Origin of the sequence: Streptomyces sp. NPDC059740, from assembly GCF_042733155.1 — a bacterium.
Lineage (GTDB): Bacteria > Actinomycetota > Actinomycetes > Streptomycetales > Streptomycetaceae > Streptomyces.
In genome coordinates this window covers 1-20,958 of record NZ_JBHWGP010000066.1, presented here as the reverse complement: position 1 = coordinate 20,958, position 20,958 = coordinate 1, and the positions used below count along the sequence as shown (strand labels likewise).

Genomic DNA, 20,958 nt, shown 5'->3' with positions numbered 1-20,958 from the left:
ATTTGGGCGGGGCCCCGGTCGTTAACCCCGGCGCCCCACCGGCCGTTGTGCGTCCGGAGGCGCGCGAGTAGGCCGCCGGTCCGGCGGGGCCCGTCAGCCCCGCCGGACGTCGCTCAGGACGAGAACAGCATGTGCATGAAGCTCTCGTTGTGGTGCCCGTGGTGGCCGTGGTGCCCGTGGTGGCCGCCGTGGTGGGGAGCGCCCCAGGCCGGCGCGGCGGGGTATGCCTGCGGGGCGGGCGGGGCCGCCCACTGCGACTCCAGCCGGGTCAGGGACTCCAGCTCCCCGTAGTCCAGGAAGATGCCCCGGCAGCCGGAGCACTGCTCGATCTGGACGCCGTTGCGGTTGTAGGTCTGCATCGGCGCGTGGCACTTGGGACAGTGCATGCGGTGTCAACTCCTGTCGTCTTCCGGGACCGTCGGCAATGACCGGCCGACGGCGGTGGGTTCACCCTACGGAACCCGTTCGGGGTGCCGACGGGCGCGGCGGGGTGGCCATACGGGCGCAGGCGTCCACCACCACCTGCTCGACCGCGTCCAGCACCCGCCGGCCGGTGGCGGCCTTGGCCACGGCCAGCGCCGCGGTCTGCACGGTCAGGGCGCGGGCCGGGACGTCGAGTTGGGGCCACGGGTCGTCCGCCGTGTGCACCGCGGTGCCGCCGGCGGCCTGGTAGGCCGTCAGGAAGGCGGCCCAGGTCTCCGGCGCCAGCAGGCCGGCGGCGAACCAGGCCGCGGGGCGGGCGAGGTCCCAGGCGGGATCGCCCAGCCCCATGTCGTCCACGTCGATGAGCAACCAGCCGCCGCCGTCGGGACGGTGGACGAGCTGGCCCAGGTGGAGGTCGCCGTGGCAGAGGGTGTCGGCGCGCGGGGCGGGCGCCGCGCCCGTGGCCCAGGACGGGAGCAGCGCGGCCGCACGTTCGACGACCGGCGCCGCGGCCTGCGGGAGGACCGGCGCCTGACCGGGGGGCGGCCCCGGTGCGGCCGGGTGGGCCGGTTGCGCCGGCACTGCCGGTGCCGGGCCCGCGGTCTCCTCGGCCTGGGCGCCGGCGGCGGCCGTCACGGCGGTCCGCATGCGGCGTACCGCGAGGGCCACTTTCCGGGGTCCGCGGAACGGCGGTGGTGTGCAGGGCAGTTCCTGCGGCGGCACGGTGTGCAGCCCGGCCAGCAGTCGAGCGGCCTGCTGCCAGGGAGCGGCCTCGGGACGGTGCGGATCGACGGGCGTTCCGTGGGGCCAACGGGTGGTCGCGCGCCCGTCCGCCCCCGTCAGCAGGAGGGTGCCGCGGTCGTCGAAGGGGAGCGGGGGCAGCAGCACGCCGCGCAGGGCGGGGTGGGCGGCGGTGCGCAGCCGGCGGGTGAGCGCCTCCCGGTCCGTCCCCGCGGTGTGCGTCTTGACGACGGTGTCGCCGTGCCGCACCACCAGGACGCCGGGGCGGTCGGCGAGGACCTCGTGGGTCTCCTCACCGGGCTGCGGAGGTCGGGGCGCCGGGCGGTCCGCCTCCGTGCGGTGGCGGGCCGGGGGGACGGCCGGAGCCGGGGCCCGGGCCGGCTGGGCCGGGGGCGCGGCTCCCGTGCTCATCGCAAGGCCCCGGCCTGCCGTGGGGGCACCGGCCGTCCGCCGTCGGCCGGGGAGGGGGCGCGCCGCGCGGTGCGGGGTATGGGGGTGCCGGAAGGCCGGGCGTCCACGGGAGACACCCGGCCCCGGCGTGCCGAGCGCCGCTCCCCCGTCCCCTGGGGGTACACGTGACCGGCACCCTGCCGTGTCCGGGGCCGCTCTCCCCGGGGTCGGCAGGAACTCACCGGCCCAACCGGCCGGCTACGGAGGACGCCTGGGTGAGTACCGCGTCCCAGCCGCCGAAGACGAACGCGAGGAGCAGCGCAGGCGGCACGGCCATGGCCAGTGCCACCAGGGGGTGCCGGCGCCCCGACGGGGGCCGGCCGGCGGCCGACAGGAGATGCCGGCCGAGGGCCAGGTGACGCACCGCCGGGAGGATCGCGAACCGCGCGGCCGGTGCCTCGCCGACGCTCCTCCCCCAGGCCCTTCCCATCGCCCCGTTCCCCTCGCCGTCTCGAAACCGGTGGCGTCTCCGCAGTGACGCCACCGGCCGTGTGCCCACCACGGTACGGCTCACGCGTGCGGCGGACGTCATGCCGGCGTACCGGGTACCGGGCCTGCGAAAGGATGACCTGCACCGAGCGGAGTACTCCCCTGGGTGGAGGCCGGGCGGCCGGGCCTGGGGGTAGCTGTCGGGGGCGCCTTCGGGGGCGGGCCGGGCCGGGCCCGCGCCGCCCGTCGCTCAGCGGCTGGTGCTTCCGCCGCCCGCACGGGACGGGTGCGGGCGGCCCGGTGGTGCCGGGTGACTTCACTCACGTCCCCTTCCGCCGGGCCTGTCCGGGTACCGGCTCCTCTCCTCCGGCAGTGCGCCCCGGCGCCGTCCCACCGGTCCGCGCCGGTCGCCGCGCGCCCCTGCCCCGCGCCGTCAACCTCCCTTCCTCCGCACGGGGTTGGGCCGGCGACCGGGCGGAGGCCGGGACCGGCGCGGACGTGGCCGGGCCGGGGCCGGCCCGGTCGCAGCCGGTTCCGGCGTTCGGTCTTCGCGGCTTGCGCGGCCTGTCGGCGCGACGCGCCGTCAATCCGTAAGCTGTGCCTGACGACGGCACCCGGCAGCGGAGAGAGACATGGCGATGATGCGGCTCCGGCGCGAGGACCCGCGTGTCGTCGGTTCGTTCCGGCTCCACCGGCGTCTGGGCGCGGGCGGAATGGGCGTGGTCTACCTGGGCTCGGACAAACGGGGCCAGCGGGTGGCGCTGAAGGTGATCCGGCCCGACCTGGCCGAGGACCAGGAGTTCCGCTCCCGGTTCGCCCGCGAGGTCTCGGCCGCGCGGCGTATCCGGGGCGGTTGCACCGCCCGCCTGGTCGCCGCCGACCTGGACGCCGACCGGCCGTGGTTCGCCACCCAGTACGTTCCCGGCCCCTCGCTGCACGACCGGGTGACCACCGACGGGCCGCTGCCGCCCGCCGAGGTGGCGGGGATCGGCGCGGCGCTGTCCGAGGGCCTGCTGGCCGTGCACGACGCGGGCGTGGTGCACCGGGACCTCAAGCCGTCGAACATCCTGCTGTCGCCGAAGGGCCCGCGGATCATCGACTTCGGCATCGCGTGGGCGACGGGGGCCAGCACCCTCACCCATGTCGGCACCGCCGTCGGCTCCCCTGGCTTCCTCGCCCCCGAGCAGGTGCGGGGCGCGGCGGTGACCCCGGCCACCGACATCTTCTCGCTCGGTGCGACGCTCGCCTACGCCTGCACCACCGACTCGCCCTTCGGACAGGGCAGTTCCGAGATCATGCTGTACCGCGTGGTCCACGAGGAACCGCACCTGGACGGCGTCCCGGAGGCGCTGGCGCCGTTGCTGGCCTCCTGCCTGGCGAAGGACCCGGCCGACCGGCCCAGCACCCTGTCGCTGTCGTTGCGGCTCAAGGAGATCGCGGCGCGGGAGGCCCACGGGCTGCCCCACGTCCCCCCGGCGCGTCCGGAGCGGTACTCCGCCGAGCACGACGTGGACGCGGCGGGGCCGCCCACCGTGGCGGCAGCCACCCCCTCGGGCTCCGGGCCGCGGAGTGCGGCGCCGGCCGCGCCCCGGCGGGAGCGGGGGGAGGACGGCCACCACGAGCAGACCGGCCGGCGGGGCGGGACGCGCTCGGGCGACCGCACCGGGCGGCCAACGGGCGCCCGGAACAGGAGCGGGCGGCCTGCCCCGCGCGCCACCGAGGGCCGTCCGCCACGGGGCGGAGCACCGACCGGCCCCCGGGGACACGGCGCGACCGAGGGGCGTGCCGGTGTGCCGCGGCCGGCCCGGCAGGGGGCACGCGGTGGCCGGCCCACCGGACGCGCAGGGGCCCGGCGTCCGCAGGGTCCCGACCGGCGGCTGCTGCGGCAGCGTCTGGTGGTCTTCGTCACGGTGACGCTGCTGGTGGCGCTGGGCATCGCGGCGGCACAGGGTTGTCAGGGGCCGACGCGGGGGCTCGGGCACGTCGACGGTGTGCGGGTGGCGCCGGTCGCCGGTGCCGGGAGCCCGACCGCCCTGGCGCCCGGCTCGGCCGCGCCCCGGCAGGCGGTGTCCGAGCCGACGGTGTCCGAGCCGGCGGTGTCCGAGCCGGTGGTGTCCCGAGCCGGCGGTGTCTCAGCGGGTGGCGTAGAAGGCCACGGCTGAGGCGGCCGCGACATTGAGGGAGTCGACGCCGGACTCCATCGGGATGCGCACCCGCACGTCGGCGGCGGACAGGGCGGCCGGGCTGAGCCCGTCGCCCTCGGTGCCGAACAGCAGGGCCAGCCGCTCGTGCCGCCGGGTGACGAGGGCGTCGAGGGTGACACTGTCCTCGCCCAGGCCGAACGCGGCGAGGGTGTAGCCGCCCGTCTTCAGCCGCTCCAGCCCCTCCGGCCAGGGGTCGAGCCGGGTCCAGGGCGTCTGGAGCACCGCGCCCATGGAGACCTTCACGGCCCTGCGGTAGAGGGGGTCCGCGCAACGGGGGCTGAGCAGGACGGCTGCCACCCCGAGGGCGGCGGCGTTGCGGAAGGCCGCGCCGACGTTGGCGTGGTCGACGATGTCCTCCAGGACGGCGACCCGTCGCGGCCCCGGCCCCTGTGCCGCGGCGGCGAGCAGGTCCGCCGCGGGTGGCAGGGTTTTGCGGCGCATCGCCGCGAGGGCGCCGCGGTGGACGTGGTACCCCGTCACCTGCTCGGCGAGGGCGGGGGTGACCAGGTGGACGGGGGCCTCGGCGGCGTCGACGACGTCCCGCATGACGCCCAGCCACTTGGCGGAGAGCATCAGGGAGCGCATCTCGTAGCCGGCTGCGAGCGCCCTGCGGATGACCTTCTCGCCCTCGGCGATGAAGAGGCCCTCGGCGGGTTCGCGGACGCGGCGCAGGGCCACGTCGGTGAGGGAGGCGTAGTCGCGCAGGCGGGGGTCGTCGGGGTCCTCGACCGGGATCGGTTCGGCCACCGTCCTCAACGCCCCCCTTCGTCGCCCAGGGCCGGCGACTGGGTCCGGGCGTCGTCTACGGCCACCACGTCGCCGACCACGATGACGGCGGGCGGGCGGACCTCCTCCTCCCGCACCTTCGCTCCGAGGGTCGCCAGGGTGGCCCGCACCTGCCGCTGCGCGGCGGTGGTGCCCTCCTGGACGACGGCGACGGGTGTGTCGGCTCGGCGGCCGTGGGCGATCAGGGCGTCCGCTATGGCGCCGCTGTTCTCCACGCCCATGAGGACGACGAGGGTGCCGCGCAGCCGCGCGAGGGCCGCCCAGTCGACGAGGGAGCGCTCGTCCCCGGGCGGTACGTGGCCGCTGACGACGGTGAACTCGTGAGCGACGCCCCGGTGGGTGACGGGGATGCCGGCCGCCGAGGGCACGCTGATGGCGCTGGAGATGCCGGGCACCACGGTCACCGGGATGCCGGCGGCGGTGAGCGCCTGGGCCTCCTCCATGCCGCGCCCGAAGACGAAGGGGTCGCCGCCCTTGAGGCGGACGACGGCCCGGCCCGCCCTGGCGTGCTCCACGAGGGCGGCGTTGATGGCCTCCTGGGCCATGAAGCGGCCCCGGGGGATCTTCGCCGCGTCGATCACCTCGACGTGGGGCGGCAGCTCGGCGAGCAGGTCGCGGGGGCCGAGGCGGTCCGCGACGACGACGTCGGCCTGAGCCAGCAGCCGCCGCCCGCGCACGGTGATGAGGTCGGGGTCGCCGGGGCCGCCGCCGACCAGGGCCACCGAGCCGGCGCGGGCGCGGTGGTGCGGGGCGGCCAGGGTGCCCTCGCGCAGCCCCTCGACGACCGCGTCCCGCAGTGCGGCGGAGCGGCGCGGGTCACGGCCGGTCAGCACCGCCACGGTGACACCTGCCTCACGTCCGGTGGCCGGGGTCCAGGCCGTGGCGGCCTCGGCGTCGTCGGAGCGCACGCACCACACCCGGCGCTCCTCACCCTCGCGGGAGGCGGCCTCGTTGGCGGCGGGGTCGTCGGTGGAGATCAGCGCGTACCAGGCGTCGGCGAGGTCGCCGACGCGGTAGGGGCGGCGTTCCCAGCGGATCTCCCCGGCGTCGGCCATGGCCTCGACGGACGGCGTGGCGGAGGGCGAGACCAGCAGCACGTCCGCGCCGGCGGCGACGAGGGCGGGCAGCCGCCGCTGCGCCACCTGGCCACCGCCCAGCACCACCACGCGGCGGCCGGACAGCCGCAGTCCGACGGGGTAGGCGGCGTGGCTCGGGTGCTCGGCCATGGTGGGTGGCTCCTTGGCAGCTCGGGACGGCGCCGGCGGGCGCCGCCTCGCAGGGTCCGTGACGGACGGTGGCGGTGGGTACGGCGGCGCGACGCTGCGCGGCCGGTGGCCGTGGCGGGGCCGGAGCGGCACCGGCCACGTGGGCGTCCCGGGCCACAGCCTATGCGGCCGTGGCCCGGGTTCCCGCGGGAGGGCGGCGGATGCGTGGACGCCGGCGGCGGCGCCCGGCGTCAGCCCCGCTCGGTGACGCCGGCGTCGTCGAAGGTGGCGACCTCGTGCATGGCGCGGGCCGCGCTCTGCACGATGGGCAGGGCCAGCAGCGCCCCGGTGCCCTCGCCCAGCCGGAGGTCGAGGTCGACCAGGGGGCGCAGGCCGAGCCGGGTGAGGGCGGCGACGTGGCCGGGTTCGGCGCTGCGGTGGCCGGCGATGCAGGCCGCCAGGGCCTCGGGCGCCACGGCCCGGGCGACCAGCGCGGCCGCTCCGGCGCTGACGCCGTCGAGGATCACCGGGGTGCGCAGCGAGGCGCCGCCCAGGATCAGGCCGACCATGGCGGCGTGCTCCAGGCCTCCGACGGCGGCGAGGACGCCGATCGGGTCGCTCGGGTCGGGTTGGTGCAGTTCCAGGGCGCGGCGGACCACGTCGACCTTGCGGGCGTGGGTCTCGTCGTTGATGCCGGTGCCGCGTCCGGTCACCTCCGCGGGGTCGGCCTCGGTGTAGACGGAGATGAGGGCGGCCGAGGCGGTGGTGTTGGCGATGCCCATCTCGCCGGTGAGCAGGGCCTTGTTGCCCGCGGCGACGAGGTCGCGGGCGGTTTCGATGCCGACCTCGATCGCCCGGACGACGTCCTCGCGGCTCATGGCGGGGCCGGTGGTGAAGTCGTCGGTGCCGGAGCGGACCCGGCGGGGCAGCAGGCCCGGGGTGGCGGGCAGGTCGGTTGCCACGCCCACGTCCACGACGCAGACCTCGGCGCCGACCTGTGCGGCGAAGGCGTTGCAGACCGCGCCGCCGCCCAGGAAGTTGGCGACCATCTGGCCGGTGACCTCCTGCGGCCAGGGGGTCACGCCCTGCGCGTGCACGCCGTGGTCGCCGGCGAAGACCGCGACGGCTGCCGGCTCGGGGATCGGCGGCGGGCACTTGCGGGAGAGGCCGCAGAGCTGTGCGGAGATGATCTCCAGCATGCCGAGTGCGCCGGCCGGCTTGGTCATGCGCTTCTGGCGTTCCCAGGCATCACCGAGTGCCTTGGCGTCCAGCGGGCGGATGCCGCGGAGCGTCTCCTCCAGGAGGTCGTGCGGGGGCTCGCCGGGGAGCCCGCGGCGGCCGTACTCCTCCTCGTGGACGACCCAGGCCAGGGGGCGCCGCCGGGACCAGCCGGCCTGGGTCAGCTCCGGCTCGCCCGGGAACTCGTCCACGTAGCCGACGCACAGGTAGGCGACGACCTCCAGGTGCTCGGGCAGGCCGAGTTCGCGGACCATCTCGCGCTCGTCGAAGAAGCTGACCCAGCCGACGCCGATGCCCTCGGCGCGCGCGGCGAGCCAGAGGTTCTCCACGGCCAGCGCCGAGGAGTAGGGCGCCATCTGGGGCTGGGTGTGGCGGCCCAGGGTGTGCCGGCCGCCGCGGGTGGGGTCGGCGGTGACGACGATGTTGATCGGGGTGTCGCGGATCGCCTCGACCTTGAGCTTGCGGAACTGCTTGGCGCGGGCCTTGGGCAGCGACCTGGCGTAGGCGTCGCGCTGCCGCATGGCCAGGTCGTGCATGCGCGCCCGGGTCTCCGGGGAGCGGATGACGACGAAGTCCCAGGGCTGGGACTGGCCGACGCTGGGCGCGGTGTGGGCGGCCTCCAGCAGCCGCAGCAGCACCTCGTTGGGGATGGGGTCGTCGCGGAAGCCGTTGCGGATGTCGCGGCGCTCGCGGATCACCCGGTGGACGGCCTCACGCTCGTCGTCGAGGTAGCCGGGCGCGGGGGGACCCGCGGGGGCCTGCTCCGCAGCGGGCACGCCGGCCTCGGGGGTGACGGGCGCGTCGGCGGAGGCCTGGGCGTCGGACGGCTCGGCCTGCGGGGGCACCGGCCCCTGGGGCTCGCGGTCGTCGGCGGCGTAGGCGTGCTCGGCCTCCGGTCCGGCGGGGCCGTCCTCGGCGGGGAGGCCGGCCGGCGGCTCGGCGGGCCCGGGTGCGGCTGCGGGGACGGCGGTGGTGTCCGCCGCCCCGGCGGGCACGGCGGCCGGGTGCCGGACCTCCGAGTGGTCCGCGCTCTCCTCCGACGGGTGCTGCGGCCCGGCGGACTGCTCGGCGGGGACCTGGGCCTCGGCCGCGTCCTGCTGCACCTCGGCGGCCGGGGCGGGTGGTTCGGGCTGCGCGGGCGGCGTGGCCGCCTCGGCGGCGCCGTCCGTCGCGGGGTCCTGGAGGACGCCGGTCGCCGCCTGGTCCGGCAGGGCGTCGGAGGGGGCGGGCGCCTCCTGGGGCTGCGGGCCGGCGCCGCTCGGGTCGTTCGGTGCCACGGACTCCTCGGCCGGGGCAGCGGCCGCATCGGGTGCGGCCTGCGCGGTCGGGGCGGCCTCGGAGCCGTCCGCTGCGACCGCCTCCTCGGGCCCGGCGTCCGGCACCTGCAGAGTTGCGGCAGGCGGCGCGGGGCTCTCGGTGGTCTGCGGCGGGAGCGGGAGGGCCGGGTCGGCCGCATCGGCGGGGGCGTCCGGCGCGGTGTCCTGGGCGGTGGTGTGGTCAGCGGCAGGGGCGGGCGCCGGCGAGCCGGGGAGCTGGTCTCCACCCTCCGCCCCGAGGGTGGACGGTTCCGCTTCCACGGCCGCGGCGGAGCCCTGCTCGGCCCCGCCCCCGGGCGCCTCGTCGGGCTGGGGGGCGGCTGCCGGCTGCCCGGCCTGCGGCTCGTCCTGCGACGGGGTGCCGGCCGTGGTGGTGTCCTCGGGCGCTGCGGGCGCGTCGGAGCCGGGTGCGGCGACGGCGGCGGACGCCTCGGCCGGGTGCGGTGTTCCGCCGGGGGCCGCGGGCCCCTGGTCCGGGAGCGGAGCCCAGGCCTCCCCTTCGGCGGGGGCGGAGGGCGGTTCGGCCAGGGCCTCGGCCTGGGGGGGCGCCGCGGGGGCGGGGTGGTCCCAGCCGCCGGGTGCCGCGGCAGGGCCCGACGGGACCTCGGGGCCGGCCGGCACGGGGGTCGCCACGGCTTCGGGAAGCGTGCCGGGCAGGGTGTCGGCTGCCGGCGCCGGGTGCGGCGGGGCCTCGGTCGGGGTGGTGCTGGGGTCGTGCGGTGGGTGCATCTGGGGGTGGGGGGCCTGCGCGTCAGGGAGGTCCGCCCCGCTCTCCGTTTCCTCTGCGGCGGGTGACGGCGCGGCGGCCGGCGTGTCCTGCGGCTCCTCGTGCGGGGCCCCGGCCGCGTCCTCGGCGGCGGTCGGGACCTCGGGCGCGACGGGAGCGCCGGGCCCGGCGGTGACCGCGTCCGTGTCGGCCGGGGGCTGCGTCGCGGGGTCCGTGCCGTCTGCGGTCGGTGCGGTGGCTGCGGCTGCCGGGTCCGCCGCCTGGGGCTGGTCGGGCTCGGCCTGCGCCGGGTCGGCCTGCGCGGGCTCGTCCGGGCCCTGCGAGGGGTGGGCGGGCTCGGCCTGCGCGGGCTCGTCCGGACCCTGTGAGGGGTGGGCGGGATCGGCTGGTTCGCCCGCCTGCACCTGGGCGTCGTGCTGTACCGGCTCCGCTTCCGGCGCCGGCTCGGCCGCGGGTGCCTGGGCCGCCTCCGGCTGGGCCACCGGTTCGGCGGCCTCGTCCGTCGCGGCGGTCGGCAGTTCCGGCTCCGGCACGGCGGGGTCCACGACCGTGGCGGGCTGTTCCGCCCCGGTCGTGGCGGCGGCCTCCGACGGGGCGGGGGCCGCCGCGGCCTCCTCGGCGGGCGGGGGCTCCGGGGCGGCCGTCGGCGCCGGAGCGGCGGGGCCGCTCGCAGCTGCCTCGGCCGGCTCCTCGACGCGCTCCGCCGCACGGGGGGCGGGCACGGTGCGCGGCCCGGCCGGTCCGCGGTCCGCGAGGGAGCGGACCACACCACCGGTGGGGTCGGGCGTCGGCGGGCCCATGTGGAGCGGCCGGCGGGGCGCGGGCGCCGAGCGGGGTTGCGGCTGCCGGCGCGGCTGCTCGCTCCCCCAGGCGCCCTGGGCGCCCGGCAGCAGCAGGTCGTCCTCGTCGGCGGCGACTTGACCGGTTTCCACCTCGGTCAGGTGTTCGACGACATCGGCTCCCTCGTCGGGGAAGACCCCGTCCCCCTCACCGGGGTACGGGTAGGTGTCGACGGCGCCTTGCGGCGGCGCAGCGTGGCCGGCTTCGGCAGGGGCCCCGGGAACCGCCGGTTGCGGTCGGCCGGGCTGTCCGCCTGCGTTCTCCGGCAGCCCCTCGCCCGGGACCTGGCCGGTGTCGGTCATGCGTTCCCCTCGCCCATCTGTGGTCATTCCTTCCAACCCGCTCGCGCACCCGCCGCCCGGGTCCGGCGACCGCCCCCGGCAGGGAGCGCGCCTCGGGACCGGACCGGCGGGGCCCGCGCGCCTCGGCACACCCCGTCAAACGAGCAAGCCCGCCCCGCGGCACGTGCGGCCGGTCGGCCCCGCCCCTCCCCCGGCGGCCCTGGAGCCCTGGGAGAGCCTGCGGTGCCGCCAAGGACACGGCGTCTCCGGCTCATTGGTGCATGTCGTCGGCCGCGGAACCGGCTGTGCAACGATCCGCCAGCCTACCTCGCACGGGTGACGGAGCCCTTCACGGGTGACGCGACCCGGCCGCCTCCGGTGACCGTCGGAACGCGGCGGAGGGTGGTTGCACCGGCAGCGCAGACCCACCGGGCATACCGCACGCGGCGGTTGGGCCGCGGCGCGCGCAGCAGCAGGGGGTGGGGCCGCGGGCGGCGGAGGCGCCCGGGCGGGGCCGCAGGACTAGGACAGGCGCTCGCCCGCCACCAGGAAGGCGACCGTCCGGTCGCTCTCCACCCACTGGGTGGTGTCCAGTTCCACGGCCTGGAGCAGCACGCACTCGACGGCGTAACCCCCTTCGGCCAGCACCCGTCCCACCGCCTCCGCTTCGTCGCGGGTGACGGCGTGGGTGACGATGCGTTCGGGCCTGCGGTCGGCGCAGGCGGCGACCAGCTCCACCTCGGGGGACCCGACCCGCACCACGTCGGGTTCCGGCAGGTCCTCCAGCGCGTGCGGGGCGGTCCCGCAGACCGTCTGCACCTGGACGCCGTGGCGACGGGCCATGGCCACGGTCCACGCACAGGCGTCCGGGTCGGCGTCGACGCTGATGACGGCCGCGCCGAACCGCGCCGCCTCCACCGCGAAGGCGCCGCTGCCCGCCGCGATGTCCCAGACCAGGTCGCCCGTCCGGGGGCCGAGCCGGGCCAGTTGCGCCGTCCGCAACGAGACCGACTCACCCTCCTCGCCGGAGCCGCCGATGACGCCGGTGGGCAGGCCCCAACCGCGTGGCGCCGCGGGGTAGCCCACCTCGTGGCCCGCGAGCCAGCCGGTGGTCTGGGCGGTGGAACCGACGTTCCCGCCGACGACGATGACGACGTTGGGATCACGCCACACGTGGTCGGCGGCCTTGTCGGAGGTGAGGACGGTGACCTGCTCCTGCGGGGTGCCCAGCGCCTCGCAGATGACGAAGGTGCGGTGCACGCCGCCCAGCAGCAGCGCCAGTTCGGCGGGACCGGCGCCGGGCGAAGTCAGCACGGCCACCTTGGTGTGGGCCCGGCAGACGTTGACGGCGCGGCGCAGGTTGCGGGCGTGGGCGACGACGACCTGGGCGTCGTCCCAGGGCATGGCGGCGCGGGCGAAGGCGGCGGCGACGGAGGAGACGGCCGGCACCACCTCGACCTCCAGGCCGTGTTCGGGGGCGCGCAGGGCGCGGACCACTCCGAAGAAGCCGGGGTCGCCGTCGGCCAGCACGACGGCGGTGCCGCGGTGCCGGGCGATGCGCCGGGCGGCGAGCTGGACGCTGCCCAGGCGGACACGTTCGGCGTGGGCGGGGACCTCGGGCAGGGCGAGGTGGTGGCCGGCGCCTGCCACGAGGGTCGCGGCGCCCAGCGCGGCACGGGCGGCGTCGGTCATCGGGGACCCGTCCCATCCGATCACCGTGACCCGGTCGGCCATCGTCGTCAGTCTCCTGTGTGGTGGGGGCACCCCTGTGGCGGCAGCCGTCACGACGTCCCGGCGGTCGTTGCCGGACGGTGCTCGTGTGCGGCTCGACCCGGCGTGCAGGTGGGGGGCGCCGGAGTCACTGGGGCCGGGCCTGCTGTCCGGCCGGGCAGGGCGAGGGTACCCCGAGCGGTGTGCGCCCACGCAGGCCAGGGGGCGAACCGGTGCGGAGGGGCGGGGCCGGGTCAGTGCCAGTGCGGCGCGCCGGCGTCCTCGGCATCCAGGGCGTCCCCTTCGAGGTCCTCGGGGAGGAGGCTCCAGACGATGAGGTCGGTGCGCGCGTCGGTCCAGCCGTCCTCGGTGCGCATCCGGGATATGCAGGCGCCGCGCAGGACGCCCTCGCTGATGCAGCCGACGCGCTGGGCGACCTGCTGGGCGGCCGAGTCCTCGGCAGGGGTGCGCAGCTCCAGCCGCTCGAACTTCTGGTCGGTGAAGAGCCACTGCGCGACGGCCAGCAGCGATTCGCAGGCGTAGCCCTCGCCGCGTGCCCAGGTGGCCGTGACCAGGCGCAGCTCGGTGGAACGAACCCGCCAGTCGGTGCGGACCAGCTGCACGGCGCCCACCAGGCGGTGGGTGAGGAACTCGGTGACGGCGAAGGCGATGCCCTCACCCGCCGAGCGCAGGGCGGCGGCACCGCGGGTCGCCCAGTCGCGGGCGTCGGCGGCGGTGTAGGGGTGGGGCAGACCGGCCCAGGCGGTGACCAGCTCGTCGTCCATCATGTCCGTGAGAGCGGGCACGTCGGCTTCCTCGAACGGGCGCAGCACCAGACGGTCGGTGCTCAGGGAGATGTCCGGGAAGGTGGATGTCATGCGATGCTCCAACGCCGTTGACCGCACGTGACGCGCAGGTGTGTGACCGTCCTGGGACCGTCTTGGAGTGATCCAGGATGCAGTATCGGGCCACCACCGCGCCAAGCGCAGGGCGGCCCGCGGCAGGCGGCGTCAGGCGGAGCCCGCGGGGGCGGCGTGGTGGGGCGTGACGGGCGGGAGCGCGGGAGCCGGGTACGACGACCGGCCCCCGTGACGCCCGCGGTCGCGGGGTCGACGGGGGCCGGTGCCGGGCGGGGTGTCAGCTCTTGACGGGCCCGAAGTCGGGCAGCACCGAGCCGTCGAACTTGTCCTGGATGAACTTCTTGACCTGGTCGGAGTTGAGGAGCTCGGCCAGCTTCTTCACCCGAGGGTCGTCCTCGTTGCCCCGCTTGACGGCGAGGAGGTTGGCGTAGGGGTTGCCCTCGGCCTTCTCCAGCACCAGGGAGTCCTTGCCGGGGTGGAGGCCGGCGCCGATGGCGTAGTTGCCGTCGATGACCGCGGCGGTCACGGCGGACAGGTTGCGGGGGATCTGGGCCGCCTCCAGCTCCTTGAACTGGAGCCCCTTGCTGTCCTTGACGTCGCTGAGGGTGGCCTTGGAACCGACGCCCGGCTTGAGGGTGATGGCGCCGTTGTCGGCCAGCAGCTTCAGCGCCCGGCCCTCGTTGGTGGCGTCGTTGGGGAGCGCCACGGAGTCGCCGGACTTCAGCTGGGAGAGCTTGTCGATCTTCTTGGAGTAGACGCCCAGCGGCTCCAGCTCGACGTTGACGACGGGCACGATGTCGGTGCCCTTCTGCTTGTTGAAGTCGTCGAGGTAGGGCTTGTGCTGGAAGAAGTTGGCGTCGACCTCGCCGCTCTGCACCGCGGTGTTGGGCACGACGTAGTCGTTGACCTCCTTGACCTTCAGGTTCAGGCCGGCCTTCTTCGCCAGGTGGTCCTTGACGTAGTCGAGGATCTGGGCGTGCGGGGTGGGGGTCGCGGCGACGACCAGGGGGGCCTTGGGGTCGGACTTGCCGGCGTCGGAGGCCGAGGAGCCGGTGTCGGAGGGCGCGCTGCAGGCACCGAGGCCGAAGGTGAGGGCCGCGGCGGCGGCGACCGCTCCGGTGATCTTGAAGGTGGTACGCACGAAGAGTGCCTTTCTCACGGTGTCGCGGGAGGGTCCGTCCCGCGGTGGGCGCCCGGCAAAGGGTCCGGGCCGTGGGCGTGGGGGGTGGGAGGCGCCGTCAGACGGCGGCGCTCTCCGCGTCGGCCCGCTCCGCCGCGGGGACGGGCTCGTCCTGCGGGGCTGCGGTGGCCGGGGCCTTCGCCGCGGTGGTCCGGGTCCGGCGGGAGCGGAGCAGCCGCACGGGGGCGTCGGCACGGGAGGAGCGGCGGGTCAGGCGTCGCACCACCAGGTCGCCCAGCAGCTGCACCAGGGTCACCAGGACGATCAGCAGCACCACGGTGATGACCATCAGGCCGGTCTCGAAGCGCTGGTAGCCGTAGACGATGGCCAGGTTTCCCAGGCCGCCGCCGCCGACGGTGCCGGCCATGGCGGAGTAGCCGATGAGGGCGACGACGGTGGTGGTGACGCCTGCGACCAGGGAGGGCAGGGCCTGCGGAAGCAGGACCTTGAAGACGACGGTCCAGGTGCCGCCGCCCATGGCCTGGGCGGCCTCCACGAGACCGGGGTCGACCTCACGGACGGCGACCTCCACCAGGCGCGCGAAGAACGGGATGGCGCCGATGGTCAGCGGCACCACCGCCGCGCTGGGGCCCAGCGAGGTGCCCACCAGCGTCTGGGTGAAGGGGATCAGCGCGATGGTGAGGATGAGGAAGGGCAGCGAGCGGCCGATGTTGGTGATCGCGCCGAGCACCTTGTTGACGGCGGCGTTGCACAGCAGCCCGCCCCGGTCGGTGAGCGCCAGCACGATGCCGAGCACCAGGCCGCCCAGCACCGAGTAGAGCGTGGACCACCACACCATGAAGAGGGTGTCGAGGCTGGCGTCGCGCAGCAGGGGCTGCATCTGGTCCCAGGTCACTTGGCACCTTCCTTCCGCGGCGCGCGGGCCGTCGTGGCGTCGGCGGGGGTCTCGGCGGCGGGGGCGTTGCCCTGCGCCGCCGCGTCCGGCCCGGCCGGGGCCTGGGGACCGGTGGCGGCGGGCGCCACCACGTCGACCTGGAGGCCCTGTTCCCGCAGGAAGCCGATGGGGACGACGTTGTCGTCGTGGCCGCCGGGCAGTTCCATCCGCATCCGGCCCACCTGGCGTCCGCCGACGGTGTCCATGGCGGCACCGAGGATGGAGATGTCGATGTTGTAGGTGCGCGAGAGCGTGGAGATGACGGGCTGGGTGGCCGTCTCGCCGTGGAAGGTGACGTCCACGACGGTGCCGCCGCCGGGCGCCGCCTCCCCGCCCACGGGGAAGAGTTCGCGGGCGAGCTCGGAGCCGGGGGTGGCGAGGAGCTCGCCCAGGGTGCCCTGCTCCACCACGCGGCCGCCCTTCATCAGCGCGGCGGAGTCGCACACGCTCTTGACGACGTCCATCTCGTGCGTGATGAGCAGGACCGTGAGGCCGAGCTGCCGGTTGAGGTCGCGCAGCAGCTGGAGGATGGAGCGGGTCGTCTCCGGGTCGAGCGCGCTGGTCGCCTCGTCGCTGAGCAGCACCTTCGGGTCGCCGGCGAGGGCGCGGGCGATGCCGACGCGCTGCTTCTGGCCACCGGAGAGCTGGGCGGGGTAGGCCGAGGCCTTGTCGGCCAGGCCGACGAGGTCGAGGAGTTCGCGGGCCTTGCGGGCCCGCTCCCGGCGGGAGACCTTGAGGATCTCCAGCGGGAGTTCGACGTTGTCCTGCACGGTGCGCGAGGACAGCAGGTTGAAGTGCTGGAAGACCATGCCGATGCCGCTGCGGGCGGCCCGCAGTGCGGCCCCGGCACGCGGTCCGCGGCCGGCGAGGGCGGTGAGGTCCTGGCCGGCGACGGTGACGGTGCCGGAGGAGGGACGCTCCAGGAGGTTGACGCAGCGGATGAGGGTGGACTTGCCGGCGCCGCTGCGGCCGACGACGCCGTACACCTCCCCCTCGCGTACGTGCAGGTCGACGCCGTCCAGGGCGGTGACCTGGCGTTCGCCCGACCTGTAGACCTTGGTGAGGCCCGAAGTGGTGATCACAGGGATGTCCGGTGGGTGTCGAGTACGCGGGCGCGTGGTGGTGCCGCGTACGGGGCGTGGCATTGCGGAGTGCGTCACGGACGACGCGGGTGCGTCACGGACCGCACGGGGTGCCCGGGAGGTGGTGACGCGGGGCGCGTTCGGAGGTCCGATCGGCGCGGGCGGCCGTCTCCGCCGCGGCACGGCCGGGTTCGGCGGCGTGCGGGAGCGGCGGGTTCGCTTCGGGGCGCGAGACCTGGGCGGGGGCCCTCAGCGGTCACACATTCGACACATACGACGAGCACCGGGCATGGTCGCCTCGGTCGCAGGGGTGCGGTCGCTCGTCGTGGTCATGTTCGCCAGTAAAGCAGACGGGCGTGCGAGTCACCTCGAACAGTCCGCATCATGGACAAGTTCGTCCGGTGAGCGAGATGCCGTGGCGGCCGTCGACGCCCCTCAGACGTCGACGAGGAGTTCCACGCCCGCCTGCGTGACCTGCGCCGACACCGTGGCGAGGGAGGGCACCACCACGTCGGCCGCGAGTTCCGCCCGGGGGTGGGTTGTGGCCAAAGCCACCGTCGTCATGCCCGCGGCGCGCCCCGCGGCGAGGCCGGCCGGGGCGTCCTCGAACACCACGCACCGCGCCGGGTCGGCGCCCAGGTGGCGGGCGCCGAGCAGGAAGGGCTCCGGGTCGGGCTTGCCGCGGGTGACGTCGTCGGCGCAGACCAGGTGCTTGGGTGCGATGCCGGCCTCCGCGAGCCGTGCCTCGGCCAGCCGCCGGGTGGCCGAGGTGACCACGGCCCAGCGGTCGACGGGCACCGACGCCAGCAGCGCGAGCGCGCCGGGCAGCGGCACCACGCCGCCCTCGACGTCCGCCACCTCCAGCTCCTCGATGCGCGCCAGCGCCTCGGGCACCCGCGCGGCCGGCAGCAGGTCGGCGACGACCTCGACCGCGGGGCGGCCGTGCAGTCCGACGCGGGCGAAGTCGGACTCCCCGAGCCCGTACTCAGCGGCCCAGCGGGCCCAGCACCGCTCGACGGAGGCGATGGACGAGACCAGGGTGCCGTCGTTGTCGAACAGCAGGGCGTCGGCTTGGATCCTCATGATGCGGCCAGCCTACGGGTGGGCGGGGGGTGGCCGGACCGCCGGGGCACCGCGCACCCCTCCCGTCCGCCGGTCGACCTGCAGGGGACGCCCGCCGGCCCTCGGCCGCCCGCCGGCACCCCGGGCCCGGTGGCCGCCACTTTCCGACCGGTCCGGCGCCCGGGCCCGCCGACGGCACCGCCCTCCGTCCCGCCGGGTCACCCACCGCGCCCGGCGCCCGGGGCGGGGCCGCGCGCCGGGCCTGGGCGCGGGCCGTCTAGAGTCGTCCGCATGCCCCCTTCCCCCACCGTTTCGCCCGCTTCGCGCGCGGCGCGCGTACCGCAGCGGAGGCGTCCGTGATCGACGCGTTGACCTGGGTGGTCGGGCTCGCCGCGCTGGCCCTCGCGCTGTGGTGCGGCTACGCCACCCTCCGCGACCAGCCCACCAAGGACTGGCACTTCGCCGGTATGGCCGTGGTCTCCCTGCTCGCACTGGTACAGCTCGTGGTGGCCTTCGTCCGGCTCGGCGGCGGTGGCAGCCCCGCGGACGGCACGGCGATCTTCGTGGCCTACCAGCTCGGTGCGGTGGCGGCGGTACCGGCCACGGGGTTCCTCTCGCTCTCCGAGCGGACGCGGTGGGGTTCGGCGACCGTGGCGGCCGGCGCGATCGTGCTGGCGGTGCTCGAAGTGCGGCTGATCGACATCTGGGGAGGCGGACATGGCTGAGGCGGACATGACCAAGACGGCGGGCCTCGCGCCGGCGGGGGACCTCCCGCAGGCGGGGACGCGGCGGGAGCAGACCGCGGCGGAACCCGCAGGCCGTCGTTCGCTGGGCGCGGGTCCGGGGCGGCTGCTGCTGACGGTCTACGGCGTGTTCACGGTGGCGGCGGCCTCGCGCTCACTGTTCCAGCTCATCGCCCAGTTCGACCGGGCGCCGCTGGCCTACACGCTGTCGGCGGTATCGGCCGTCGTCTACGCCTTCATCACCTTCTCGCTGGCGCGCGGCGGCGACCTGGCCCGCCGGGCCGCACTGGTCTGCTGCGCGCTGGAGCTGGTGGGCGTCGTGGGCGTGGGCGTGTGGACGATCGCCGACCCCTCGGCCTTCCCCGACTCGACGGTCTGGTCCTGGTTCGGCCGGGACTACCTCTTCATCCCGGTGGTGCTGCCGGTCACCGGCCTGCTGTGGCTGCGGCGGGCGGGCCGGGCGTCCGGCTGAGACACCACGGGCGCGCCTCGCGGCCCGCAGCACGCCGCCCGCCGGAGGTCGCTGGTGCGCTCCGGCGGGCGGCGTGCTGCGGGGGCTGCTCAGGCGCTGGCCACGTAGGACTGCGGGTCGGGCACCCCCACGGGCTTCTCCAGCATCACCATGGTCAGGCGGCGGCTGATTTCCTCGGTGCCCACCGTCGCGTACCCCCTGCTGCGGTACAGACGCAGGTTGCCGTCGCTGCGGTGGCCCGTGGAGAGGCGGTAGCGGGTGACGGTGCGTCCGTCGGCGAGCCTCTCCTCCAACGCCTTCAGCAGCCGGCTGCCCAGGCCGTGGCGCTGCATCCGGGGGTGGACGATCAGCTTGTTGATGTCGGCGGTGCCCTCGGCGTCCACGCTGCCGCGTACCGAGCCGACGACCTCGCCGCCGAGCCGGGCCACCAGGGTGACCACGCGGTCCAGTTCGGACCGCAGGTCCTCCAGCGTCTGGGTGAGAGGGGAAAGGGTGTAGTCGTCGTAGAGCGCGGCTTCGCTCTGGTAGCAGAGGTACTGCAGCTTGAGGATCTGCTCGGCGTCCTCGTGGGTGGCCGTAGAGATGGTGACGCTCATGCCCATGGCGTTACGCCTCTCCTTCACCGGTGTCATCCGGTCGTGTGTGCCCGGGCGGAGTGAGGGTGGTGTGAACGCCCGGACTGGTCTGCCCTGACTGACGGCGGCCCGGTGGTGTTCACCGGTGGTGCCGGGAGGGATCCACGCCGATCCCCCGAGCCGCCCGGTCGGCCGGTCGGTACTCCTTCCACCTGGGGTTCCGGAGCCCGTGTCGGCGACCGGGAGCATTCTGCGCAGGCACTGCAGGCAACGGGAACGGACCGGGCCCAAGCTCCCCTGTGACATTCCCAACTCATCTGAGATCTCACGGTAGGTCGGATCGGCCTCCGACAACAGGGCGCGGACGACTTCCGGGCAACGCCCCGGCAACCGGTCGACGACCTGGAGGAGACGCTCCCGGGCCTCCGCCGCCTGGACGGCGCTCTCGGCGGTGCCGTCCACCCCGGCACGGTCGGCGAGGTGGGCCCCGGACACCTCGTGGCGGGCGCGGCGGCGGGCCGGCCGGGCCTCGGCGCGCACCGCCCGGCGCACCCAGGCAGCGGGGTCGGACGGCGGCGGGCCCCGGCGGGCGCGCTCCAGCAGGCGCAGCAACACGGCCTGTTCGAGGTCGGCGGGGTCCAGGGCGGCGGCCGGCGCCTCCGCAGCGGCCTCGGCACCCACCAGGGGCGCGAGGGAGGCGACCAGCTCATGGGCACCCTGCTCGTCGAAGATCACGTCAGTACCAACGCCGGTGCACCGAACCGGTGTTGACCTGACGGACACGTCATCCGACCCGGTGGAACGCCTCCGCCGGCCGCATCCTCACAGCCTGCTGGTCGTTCCGGCACCCGGCGGCGGGTACGTGGCCCGCCCGGCGCACGGCCCGCCGGACGCGTGGCCCGTCCGGCACGTGCGCCCCGGGTGCGTCCCTCCCCGGGCGCCGCTCCTCGGGGGCGCGGCGCCCGGTGCGGGTCACCGGTCGCGGAACTCCTCGGCGGCCAGCAGCGCCGCGTCGGGGTTGTCCGAGAACAGCCCGTCGATACCGGTGGCGAAGTAGGCGCGGTAGACGCCGAAGGCGTCGCCGTAGGCGTTGGGGTCGCTGCCGCGGCGGTGGTCGGTGGGCAGGAAGGTGTTCTCGGCGCGGATCGTGTACGGGTGGACGACGAGCCCCGCCGCGTGGGCGTCGCGCACCACGGCGGTGGGCCTGCCCAGCGCGCCGTCGGCGTCCCGCGGGATGACGACGCTGAGGTCGGGACCGATGCCCTCGGCGAGCGTGGCGATCCACCGCAGGCCCTCCGGCTGGACCAGGTCGGCGACGGTCCGCGGGTCGCCGGTGGCGACGAAGTCGTAGGGGCGTGAGGTGAGTGTGGAGAGCAGCACCACACGCGGGCAGTCCACGAGCTCACCCATCCGCCGCATGCTGCTCGGCTCGAAGGACTGGAGGAAGACGGGCGAGTCCGCGCGGTGGCGGCCGTGCGCGCGCAGCAGCCTGGCCAGCGGTTCCTCCAGGGCGAGCCCCAGTCCGCGGAAGTAGGTGGGGTGCTTGGTCTCCACATACAGCCAGACCGGGCGCCCGCGCCGCCGTCCCTCGCTCTCGGCCCAGCGCAGGACCTCCTCGAAGGCCGGCACCTGCCAGCGGCCGTCGTACTGGGTGGGCTGCGCGGCGAGGTCCCGATGTTCCGGGTCTTTTCCGCGCAGCCTCCCGCCGAACCCAGCGGGCATCTATTCGATGCACTGG

Annotated in this window: 16 protein-coding genes and 2 pseudogenes; 3 read left to right on the top strand and 15 right to left on the bottom strand. The window is 76.0% G+C overall.

From position 1 onward, the window contains the following. Positions 1-113: 113 nt before the first annotated feature. The 3 genes from ACFV3R_RS33500 to ACFV3R_RS33490 form a co-directional block, all read right to left on the bottom strand. Complete coding sequence (locus tag ACFV3R_RS33500; protein WP_385591036.1) at positions 114-386, bottom strand: zf-TFIIB domain-containing protein; 273 nt, start codon at positions 384-386, stop codon at positions 114-116. Between the two features lie 61 nt (positions 387-447). Then, the gene (locus ACFV3R_RS33495; RefSeq protein WP_385591034.1) at positions 448-1,575 is read right to left on the bottom strand and encodes a phosphotransferase; all 1,128 of its coding nucleotides are present in this window, start codon (positions 1,573-1,575) and stop codon (positions 448-450) included. Positions 1,576-1,792: 217 nt separating this feature from the next. Beyond that, a complete protein-coding gene (locus tag ACFV3R_RS33490) occupies positions 1,793-2,044 on the bottom strand; it encodes a hypothetical protein (protein WP_385591032.1) in 252 nt (83 codons plus the stop codon). Positions 2,045-2,675: 631 nt separating this feature from the next. Between ACFV3R_RS33490 and ACFV3R_RS33485 the strand changes: the two genes are divergently transcribed. Further along, positions 2,676-4,205 (top strand): protein kinase, encoded by a 1,530-nt coding sequence (locus ACFV3R_RS33485; protein ID WP_385591030.1) that lies wholly within the window; start codon positions 2,676-2,678, stop codon positions 4,203-4,205. On the opposite strand, the gene ACFV3R_RS33480 is transcribed toward ACFV3R_RS33485, so the two are convergent. The 9 genes from ACFV3R_RS33480 to ACFV3R_RS33440 all read right to left on the bottom strand — a co-directional run bounded on the left by ACFV3R_RS33480 (position 4,176) and on the right by ACFV3R_RS33440 (position 17,451). Beyond that, positions 4,176-4,994, bottom strand: a complete 819-nt coding sequence (locus ACFV3R_RS33480; protein WP_385591028.1) for a TrmH family RNA methyltransferase — start codon at positions 4,992-4,994, stop codon at positions 4,176-4,178. The two genes, ACFV3R_RS33485 and ACFV3R_RS33480, sit on opposite strands and share 30 nt — an antisense overlap. A gap of 5 nt (positions 4,995-4,999) precedes the next feature. Continuing rightward, entirely contained in the window at positions 5,000-6,259 is a 1,260-nt protein-coding gene (cobA, locus tag ACFV3R_RS33475; protein WP_385591026.1) for a uroporphyrinogen-III C-methyltransferase, read from the bottom strand. A 230-nt stretch (positions 6,260-6,489) separates the two neighbouring features. Then, positions 6,490-10,662 (bottom strand): nicotinate-nucleotide--dimethylbenzimidazole phosphoribosyltransferase, encoded by a 4,173-nt coding sequence (cobT, locus tag ACFV3R_RS33470; protein WP_385591024.1) that lies wholly within the window; start codon positions 10,660-10,662, stop codon positions 6,490-6,492. Between the two features lie 501 nt (positions 10,663-11,163). Continuing rightward, positions 11,164-12,375, bottom strand: a complete 1,212-nt coding sequence (cbiE, locus tag ACFV3R_RS33465; protein WP_385591022.1) for a precorrin-6y C5,15-methyltransferase (decarboxylating) subunit CbiE — start codon at positions 12,373-12,375, stop codon at positions 11,164-11,166. Positions 12,376-12,605: 230 nt separating this feature from the next. Continuing rightward, positions 12,606-13,229 (bottom strand): GNAT family N-acetyltransferase, encoded by a 624-nt coding sequence (locus ACFV3R_RS33460; protein ID WP_385591020.1) that lies wholly within the window; start codon positions 13,227-13,229, stop codon positions 12,606-12,608. A gap of 259 nt (positions 13,230-13,488) precedes the next feature. After that, positions 13,489-14,352, bottom strand: a complete 864-nt coding sequence (locus tag ACFV3R_RS33455; RefSeq protein WP_385591018.1) for a MetQ/NlpA family ABC transporter substrate-binding protein — start codon at positions 14,350-14,352, stop codon at positions 13,489-13,491. Between the two features lie 97 nt (positions 14,353-14,449). Beyond that, the gene (locus ACFV3R_RS33450) at positions 14,450-15,247 is read right to left on the bottom strand and encodes a methionine ABC transporter permease (RefSeq protein ID WP_385591016.1); all 798 of its coding nucleotides are present in this window, start codon (positions 15,245-15,247) and stop codon (positions 14,450-14,452) included. Then, positions 15,244-16,368 carry a methionine ABC transporter ATP-binding protein gene (locus ACFV3R_RS33445; RefSeq protein WP_385591013.1) on the bottom strand — a complete coding sequence of 375 codons (1,125 nt, stop codon included), beginning with the start codon at positions 16,366-16,368 and terminating at the stop codon, positions 15,244-15,246. Before ACFV3R_RS33445 ends, ACFV3R_RS33450 begins: the two co-directional genes overlap by 4 nt. Before the next feature lie 435 nt (positions 16,369-16,803). Next, the gene (locus tag ACFV3R_RS33440) at positions 16,804-17,451 is read right to left on the bottom strand and encodes an HAD-IA family hydrolase (RefSeq protein ID WP_385591010.1); all 648 of its coding nucleotides are present in this window, start codon (positions 17,449-17,451) and stop codon (positions 16,804-16,806) included. 335 nt (positions 17,452-17,786) lie between these two features. On the opposite strand from ACFV3R_RS33440, the gene ACFV3R_RS33435 reads away from it, so the two are divergent. Next, entirely contained in the window at positions 17,787-18,155 is a 369-nt protein-coding gene (locus ACFV3R_RS33435; RefSeq protein ID WP_385591008.1) for a hypothetical protein, read from the top strand. After that, positions 18,148-18,645, top strand: coding sequence for a hypothetical protein (locus tag ACFV3R_RS33430; protein ID WP_385591006.1), 498 nt, complete (start codon positions 18,148-18,150; stop codon positions 18,643-18,645). The genes ACFV3R_RS33435 and ACFV3R_RS33430 overlap by 8 nt, the downstream gene beginning before the upstream one ends. An 89-nt stretch (positions 18,646-18,734) precedes the next feature. Here ACFV3R_RS33430 and ACFV3R_RS33425 read toward each other — a convergent pair whose 3' ends face one another. The 3 genes and pseudogenes from ACFV3R_RS33425 to ACFV3R_RS33415 all read right to left on the bottom strand — a co-directional run. Next, positions 18,735-19,247 (bottom strand): GNAT family N-acetyltransferase, encoded by a 513-nt coding sequence (locus ACFV3R_RS33425; RefSeq protein WP_385591038.1) that lies wholly within the window; start codon positions 19,245-19,247, stop codon positions 18,735-18,737. A 228-nt stretch (positions 19,248-19,475) separates the two neighbouring features. Continuing rightward, positions 19,476-19,955, bottom strand: a pseudogene (locus ACFV3R_RS33420) (sigma-70 family RNA polymerase sigma factor); the annotation flags it as partial. Positions 19,956-20,192: 237 nt separating this feature from the next. Continuing rightward, positions 20,193-20,873: pseudogene (locus ACFV3R_RS33415) on the bottom strand (glycerophosphodiester phosphodiesterase family protein); the annotation flags it as partial. Between the last annotated feature and the right edge of the window lie 85 nt (positions 20,874-20,958).